At 63.3% G+C, this 7800-nt stretch carries 6 protein-coding genes; all 6 read right to left on the bottom strand.

Annotated elements, in window-relative coordinates; genetic code table 11:
- Window positions 1-12: 12 nt before the first annotated feature.
- The 6 genes from INS93_RS11195 to INS93_RS11220 all read right to left on the bottom strand — a co-directional run bounded on the left by INS93_RS11195 (window position 13) and on the right by INS93_RS11220 (window position 7539).
- Window positions 13-999 (bottom strand): GNAT family N-acetyltransferase, encoded by a 987-nt coding sequence (locus INS93_RS11195; RefSeq protein WP_192981848.1) that lies wholly within the window; start codon window positions 997-999, stop codon window positions 13-15.
- Window positions 996-1982 (bottom strand): TauD/TfdA family dioxygenase, encoded by a 987-nt coding sequence (locus INS93_RS11200; protein WP_192981851.1) that lies wholly within the window; start codon window positions 1980-1982, stop codon window positions 996-998. Before INS93_RS11200 ends, INS93_RS11195 begins: the two co-directional genes overlap by 4 nt.
- Window positions 1983-2007: 25 nt before the next feature.
- Window positions 2008-2208 (bottom strand): MbtH family protein, encoded by a 201-nt coding sequence (locus tag INS93_RS11205; RefSeq protein WP_003247048.1) that lies wholly within the window; start codon window positions 2206-2208, stop codon window positions 2008-2010.
- Window positions 2209-2296: 88 nt separating this feature from the next.
- Window positions 2297-3208, bottom strand: a complete 912-nt coding sequence (locus INS93_RS11210; RefSeq protein WP_192981961.1) for an iron-siderophore ABC transporter substrate-binding protein — start codon at window positions 3206-3208, stop codon at window positions 2297-2299.
- A 10-nt stretch (window positions 3209-3218) separates the two neighbouring features.
- Window positions 3219-5255: a Fe(3+)-hydroxamate ABC transporter permease FhuB gene (fhuB, locus tag INS93_RS11215; protein WP_192981854.1), complete on the bottom strand. Its 2037-nt coding sequence runs from the start codon at window positions 5253-5255 to the stop codon at window positions 3219-3221.
- A gap of 70 nt (window positions 5256-5325) precedes the next feature.
- Window positions 5326-7539 carry a TonB-dependent siderophore receptor gene (locus tag INS93_RS11220; protein ID WP_226945466.1) on the bottom strand — a complete coding sequence of 738 codons (2214 nt, stop codon included), beginning with the start codon at window positions 7537-7539 and terminating at the stop codon, window positions 5326-5328.
- Between the last annotated feature and the right edge of the window lie 261 nt (window positions 7540-7800).

Raw genomic sequence — 7800 nt, forward strand, 5'->3', positions numbered from 1 at the left:
TTCCCGATACGTTCAACAAAGTACCCCGCTATCAAAAAAACGCTCGCGACCGATCGCCATCAGCGCCGCGCGCTTGTGAGGAAAATCGAACTCCTTTTCCCGGTAGTAACCCAGCGCCTGCATATAGCCGATCATCTTCGCGTTGTCCGCACGTGGCTCGGCCACCACCAGGCCTGTGCGCGGATCGTCGAGAAAGGCGTAATGGGTCAGCGCCGCCAGCCAGCTGGCCACCTTGTGCGGCCCGCGATGCGCCTGCTCACCCACCAGCATGTGAATGCCGCGATCATAGTCGTCCACGCGATAGAAAGGCGCAATGCGGTCTTCCCTGGCCCAGTAGAGCTCGAAGTAGGCGAAGGGCTGGTCATCGAAACAACCGATCAGGCTGTAGACATGCGGATCGGCAGCGATGGTTTCGAGATAGCTGCGGTGCTGCGCCAGATCGCCGCCCTCCTGCCAGAAATGCAGGACGCGCGGCGTGTTCTGCCAGCGACTGAAGCGTTCCAGGTCCTGGTCGATGTCCAGCGTACGCAGGGATATCCAGGCGCCCAACTGCGCATCGAAGCGCCGGTAGACCTCGCCCTGGGGCTTGGCCCGGCGCCGGGGATGGCGCTTGCCGTCGCTCATCACCATCTGCTGCGGATAAGGCGGCAGCGCCTGGCGCAACCAGGGCTGCGGCAACTGCCAGAACACGCCGCGCTCGACGTGCGCAAGCTGCGAGCCGGCATCATTACGCAGCCAGTCACCACAGCCCTGCAGTGCCTGCTGATCCAGCCCCTGCCAGAGCAGACGCGCCACCTGCGGATGAGTGGCGAACCACCAATAGCTGGCGCACCACAGCGCATCGGCCAGATCGGCCGTGGCCACTTCCAGCACCTGCAGGGTGTTTGCTTCGCCCATGCGCAGCTGCATCAGCGGCCGGCCGTCGCAGGTCAGCCAGATCGCCGACTCGCGCGACTCACCTTGCAGCACACGCCCGTCAGGCAGCGGTAATACATTCATTGGAAACCCTCCTGGCCATAGGCCTCGGCCATCGCCACCACCACCTTGCGCGGTCCCTTGAAGGGATCGCGGGCATGGGCCGTGAGCATGTTGTCGAGCATCAGGATGTCGCCGTCACGCCAGGGGAAACGAATGGTGCAGGCGTCGAGTACGCCGCGCACCTCGTCCAGCAGGCTGGCCTCGATGGGTGTGCCATCGCCGAAGTAGACATTGCGCGGCAGGCCCTCGAGACCGACCGCGTCGATCAGCACTTCCTGGGTATCGGCGTCCAGGGCCGACAGGTGGAACAGGTGCGCCTGGTTGAACCAGACCCAGTCACCGGTACGCGGATGCTGGGCAACGCCCTGGCAAAGCTGACGCGTACGCAGTTCGTCGTCGCCGAGCCATTCGAAGTCGATACGGCGAGCGCTGCAGTAACGCTCGACCTCCTGGCGATCTTCGGTATTGAAGACCTGCTGCCAGGGCAGATCCAGACCATTGCCGTAATTGCGCACGTAGAGCAGGCCGCGCTCGGCGAAGCGCTGGCGGATGGCCGGATCGATGCGCCGAAAGACTTCACGGCTATCGGCAATCGGTGTCTCGCCACCCTGCTCGGCCGCCTGGGCGCAATAGAACCAGATGCGCAGCGGCCATTCGGTGGTGTAGGCCTGCTCGTTGTGCAGCGGAATCGGCCGATGAGCAGGAAATTCGGTGGAGGTATACACGCCACCGGCGCTCACCCGGCTACGCGGCGTGGAGCCGAACTCGTAGCTCAGCAATGGATGGCCAAAGGCGCCGGCAAACTGCTGGAAGCTGGCCACATCGACATCGGCGAAGCCACTGAACAGCAGCCCACCGCTCACTTCAAGATGCTCGGTCACCAACTGCTGCAGAGCTGGCAGATATTCGTGCAGGCCCTGCCCGGCCTGCAGCGGGCTGACGCGCATGGGCAGGCCGGCCTCGATGCTCAGGGCGGCCTGCGCCAGATCGGTCACTTGATTCATCGTCGAGCTCCCCGCAGGTCGCTGTTCACGCCATGGCCTGACGCAGGCTCAGCGGGCGCATGTCGGTCCACACCTCTTCGATATGGGCCAGGCAGGTCGCCTTGTCGCCGGACACGCCCACGGCGGACCAGCCTTCGGGAATGGCCTTGTACTCGGGCCAGATGGAATACTGCTGCTCATGATTGATCACGACCAGAAAGCGCGCGTTCTCGTTGTCGAAGCTCATGCGATGACCTCTGTGGAAATGGCTTGCCCCTGAGCGATATCGATGGTCGCCAGGCTCCTCTTAAAGGACGAATGGCCGGGGACAAAATTCAACGATTCATCGCCTCGATCGCCTCGCGCACCTGGGTCGCGATGGCGGCCGTCGAGCGCGGGCCACCAAAGGTCCAGTACGGCGTGGGGAGAAAGGCATAACGCTGCTGCTGGGCAACCGGCAGGGCTTTCCACAGGGGGCTGGCGAAGAACGGCGCCTGCTCCTGCCCACCGATGAACAGTACGCGCAGCCCCGGCTCACCGGCGAAGCGGCGCATGTCGATGCGCCGGTGCAGGCTGTGTGCGGAACGCAAGGTCCAGGGCGAGCGCACCTGCAGGCGGTTCATCAGGCTGCCGATCAGTGTCTGCTGGTTGAGGGCGATGAAACTGCCCTGCTGCACCAGCGGATAGAGCACGGCCACCGGCTCGCCCTGCAGGTCGCGCTCGCGAACGGACTGACGCGCGGCAGCCAACGCCTGCCGGCCTTCGCGAATCACGGCAGCGGCCTGCGCCTGCCGCCCGGTCAAGCGGCCAAGATGCTCCAGCATGGCCTCGCCGATGGCCACGCCATCGTAGCCAGCGGATGCCAGTGACACCTGATAGATGAGTGTCGGCGCCAGGCCGTCGAGACGCTCGAACAACGGCAGGTGCAGGTAGGCCACGCCAACGATCAGATCCGGCTTGAGCCGGGCGATGGCCTCCAGATTGGGTTGCTGCGCACTGCCCAGCGCCACGCTGCTTTCGAGCAGGTCATTGCCGATGCCGATGTAACGGCGATAGCTGGCCAGGTTGGCCACCCCGACCGGCTCGATCCCCAGCGATACCAGCAACTCGGTACTCAGCTCATCGAGGCTGACGATCCGCTGCGGCGCGTCTCCAACACCGGCCGACTGCCGGGCTACCAGTTGTGCATCGGCCGCCCAGGCGCCGTGCGCCAGACAGACCAGCAGCAGGCAACAGACAAGACGCATCGCCACGGCACTAGCTCCTTTTGTCACTGAAATAGACGCGGCTGAGCAGCAAAAGGAAGCACGGCGCACCGATGGCGGCCGTAGCAATCCCCAGCGGAATGTCCAACGGCGCGAGCAGCACGCGCCCGAGCAGATCGGCCGAGGCCAGCAGCGTCGCACCCAGCAGCGGCGCCGCCAGCAGGCGTTGGCGGGCACGATGAAAGCCCAGCAAACGCACACCATGCGGTACCAGCAAACCGATGAACGCCACCGGCCCGACCACCGCCACGGCCGCGGCGATCAGCGCACTGGCCAGCACGATCAGCAGCACCCGCCGGCTCGGCACCGACAGCCCGAGGCTGCCGGCCACGCCATCGCCCAACTGCAGCAGATCCATCCAGCGCGTGGTCGCCGCGCACAGCGCCAACCCAATCACCAGCCAGGGCAGCATGGCCTGCAGATCACCCCAGGTGCGCCCGTAGCTGCTGCCCACCATCCAGATCAGCGCCTGCGCGATATTGCTGGTGAACTGCGCCATCAGCAGGCTCACCAGGGCCAGCACCACACCGCTGATGGCAAAGCCGGTGAGCGTCACGCGCAGCGGCTCCAGGCCATGACGCAGGTTGAGGCCGATGACGATCACCAGCGCCAGGCCGGCCCCCAACCAGGCCAGCGGGAAGCGCCAGGCTACTGCCAGTTCGGGCATGAAGATCAACGCCAGCAAGACCACCAGCGCTGCCATCTGGCTCACCCCGAGAATTTCCGGGCCGGCCAGCGGGTTGCGCGTGACCGCCTGCAACAGCATGCCGGCGGTCGCCAGCAGTGCCCCGGCAGCCATGTCCACCAGCAGGCGCGGCAGGCGCAGATCGAGCAGGGTCATGGCCAAGGGCTCGCCGGCCCACACCCGCTGCCAGAAGGCCCAGATACCCGACTCACCCTGCGCGGTACCGCCCACCAGCAGCGCCAGGCAGATCAGCACGGTAAGCACGACGAACGCCCACAGTGGCAGGCGCATGGCCCGGTTCTCACCCGGCATGTTCGCCGTGACCGCCGCCACCGGCGCGCTGCGCCCGTAACGCAGCAGCAAGAGGATCGCCAGCGAACCGAGAATGGCCGACAGCACCCCCAGCGGCAGCTGGAACCAGGGCTCCACCGCCGCCACCAGCGCATCGGCGAGTACTGTCAGCAGCGCGCCCCAGATCGCGCACAAAGGGATCAACCGGGAAGGTCGCACCACGGCGAAGGCAAAGCGCAGCAGGTTCGGCGTGATCAGCCCGATGAAGCCCAAGGGGCCAGCCAGATGGATCGCCAGTGCCGCCAGCAGGCTGCCGAGGACGATGCTCAGCCCTTTCAGCCAGGCTGGCGAAAGCCCCAACGAGCGCATCTGTCCGTCGCCCAGCACCGCCAGGTTCATCGGTCGCATCAGCATCAGCAGAGTCAGGGCAATCAGCGGCAACAGATACAGCGCCGGCTTCATCGCGCCCCAACCCAACTGCTGCAACGAACCGGTATTCCACAGCGATACCACCATCGCGGCCTGGTCGTTGAGGCTGAGAAACAGCGCGATCAGCGCGGCGAAGGTCTGCGCTACTGCCACCCCGGCCAGGGTCAGGCGCAGCGGCGAGGTGTTCCAGCCGCCAGCCATGAGGAAAGTAAACAGCGCCGCCAACAGACCACCGACGAAGACCAGCGGCAGGCCCAGGGCGCCGGGCAGAAGCATGCCAAGGATCACGCCCAGTTGCGCTCCGGCGGTGATGCCGAGCAGATCCGGCGACACCAGCGGGTTGCGCGTAATCAGTTGCATGATCGCCCCGGAAACGCCCAGGCAGGCGCCCACCAGCACTCCGGCAAAGGCGCGTGGCAGCTGGGTCCACCACAGCAGCAGCCCCTCCAGCGATGGCGTCGACGACAGCGGCGCCAACCAGGCCTCGGCGGTTGGCCAGGGATGGCGCAACACGCCCTGCCACAGCAGCATGGCCAGCAGCAGCGCGAGCCCCAGCAGCGCCAGGCCAGTGTGACTGAAACCGCGTGCAGCGGCTGGCTGCCCGGGGCGACTCAAACTCGTCATCCGTTGTCCTTACCTATGCAAAAAGGCGAAGGGTTGCCCCCTCGCCTTGGTTTGCCCACTCGGTTGCCGCTTACCAGCGCAGCGATACGCTACCGAGGAAGGTGCGCTCGTCGCCCCAGTAGCAGCGCCCAGCGTTGTTGCAGCCTGCCACGTACTCCTGATCGAAGACGTTCTTGGCATTGAGATCGACCGACCAGTTCTCGTCGATGTCGTAGCCGATGGCGGCATCGACCAGGGTCACGTCACCGGTGTCCAGACGGCCGTAGGAAACGACAGCTGGGTTGGTGCCAGGCGGGTTGGTATAAGCGAAAGTGCTGTCGAAGTGACGCACGCCGCCACCCAGACGCAGACCACGCAACGCACCATCGAGGAAGCGGTAGTTGGCCCAGATCGATGCCTGGTTACGCGGTACGCCGGTCATCTGGTTGCCTTCGATCAGCGACCCCGGCGCATCCTTGGTGACACGTGCATCGGTGTAGGTGTAGGCGGCGGTGATATTCAGGTTGGCGCTGATATCACTGCTGACTTCCAGCTCGACACCTTTGGAACGGCTTTCGCCGACCTGACGGTAATCATTGATGGCCGCTTCGAAGTAGACGTCATTTTCTTTACGCAGATCGAATACGGCAGCAGTGAACATGGTGTTCCAGCCCTTGGGCTCGTACTTCAGACCCACCTCATACTGTTCGGCGGTGATCGGATCCAGAGGACCGTTGGTGGTGGAGGTTTCCTGCACCGGTACGAAAGCGGTGGAGTAACTGACGTAAGGCGACAGGCCATTCTCGAACTGGTACATCACCCCACCCTGCCAAGTTCCCTTGTGATCGCTGTAATCAAGATCAGTGGCCGGTGCCAGCTTGTTGCGGTACTGGTTGTCGACCGAGTCGAAACGACCACCGAGCAGGAAAATCCAATTTTCATATTTGCTCTGCAACTGGCTGTAGACCCCTGTCATCTGCTGCTCAAGCAAAGTGTTGCCCTGAGCAATTGGAGTAGTCGGCTCACCTACTACCCCCCAGGCTGGGTTGTAGTAATTAAACTGCGAGATGATGCCGACGTCCTGATTCTGATTGAAGGAAGTACGGTCGAAGGCCAGGCCGAGCAGCAAGGTGTGCTGCAGAGCACCTGTGGCGAATTTGCCCTCCAGCTGATTATCCAGCGAGTAGGTCATGGACTTGTTGTAGCGATCACGTGCCAGGTTCAAGCCGACGGTGCTGCTGTAGTTGGCGCTGGACAGACTGCTGCTCGGCCAGACCTCGTTACGCTGGATGCGCGACTGCATGTAGCGCGAGTTCTGGCGGAACTGCCAATCATCATTGAAGCGATGGGTGAACTCGTAGCCCAGCGTCCATACTTCACGATCAAAGTCGTCCCAATCTGGATGACCTGTCAGCGTGTCCTTGTCTAGTTTGCCATTGGGATTATTCAGCAGCGTACCGGCCGCCGGCAGGCCCAGCTCCAGCTTGGTGCGGTCCTTCTGGTAGGTAGACAGCAGGGTCAGGCTGTTGAAGTCGTCGAAGTTCAGCGTCAGCGACGGGGCGATATAGATGCGGTTGTCCTGCACGTGATCGACCTGGGTATCAGCCTCACGGCCAACCATCACCACGCGCCCCAGCACATTGCCGCTGTCATTCAGCGGGCCCGAAACATCCACGTTAAGCTGACGACGGTCGTTGGAGCCGTAGTTGAGCTGCACTTCACCCTGCGGGACGGCGGTCGGACGCTTGCTCACCAGGTTGACCAGGCCACCCGGCGCGTTCTCGCCATAAAGAATCGAGGTCGGCCCGCGGAACACTTCCACCCGCTCCAGGCCATAAGGCTCGCTGGTGGTGTCGTAGCGGTTGCCCTGCACGCGCAAACCGTCACGCAGCAGGCCATAGCCGTAGTCGGTGGCGTTGAAGCCACGAATGAAGAACAGATCACCCGCCAGGCCATCACCGGCAGCGAATGGCGGCGCGAAGATACCCGGTACGTAACCCAGTACATCGGTGAGGCTCTGCGACTTCTGGTCTTCGATGCGCTTGCGCGTCACCACCGACACCGAACGCGGCGTCTCCGACAGCGGCGTGCTGGTCTTGCTGGCGGTCAGGCTTTTCTCGGCCTTGTAGCCGTAGTCCGGGCCTTGTGGGCGGTCCAGTTCACCGGTGACCGTTTGCGCAGGCAATGTCACCTGATTGGCCTCATCGCTCTCCTGCGCCTGAACCACGCCATGGCATGTGGCAGCAATCACCACGGCCAGGCACTTCAGTTGAAAACGTCCAGCACCTTGCACTGCTTTCGACATCATCTTCTCCCCGATACCGCCAGCCAATCCGCTGGCCTGTCAAAAAAACGCTGGCTAGCCTAACCAATATCAATGCAAAACTAAATAGTAATTTTTATCATTTAGATGGCAATTTGATACAACCTTGCCATCACCCGTTAAAGGGGCACGTTCTGCTATCGATTGATCAGGTAGCCGATTAAATGGCTGTGATTCCCCGCTCAGGCGGGGAGCCCACATCGAATAGGCTCCCGCCTTCGCGGGAGTGACGGTGAAGCGTTC

This window comes from Pseudomonas sp. EggHat1 (assembly GCF_014892995.1).
Taxonomy (GTDB): Bacteria; Pseudomonadota; Gammaproteobacteria; order Pseudomonadales; family Pseudomonadaceae; genus Aquipseudomonas; species Aquipseudomonas chaetocerotis.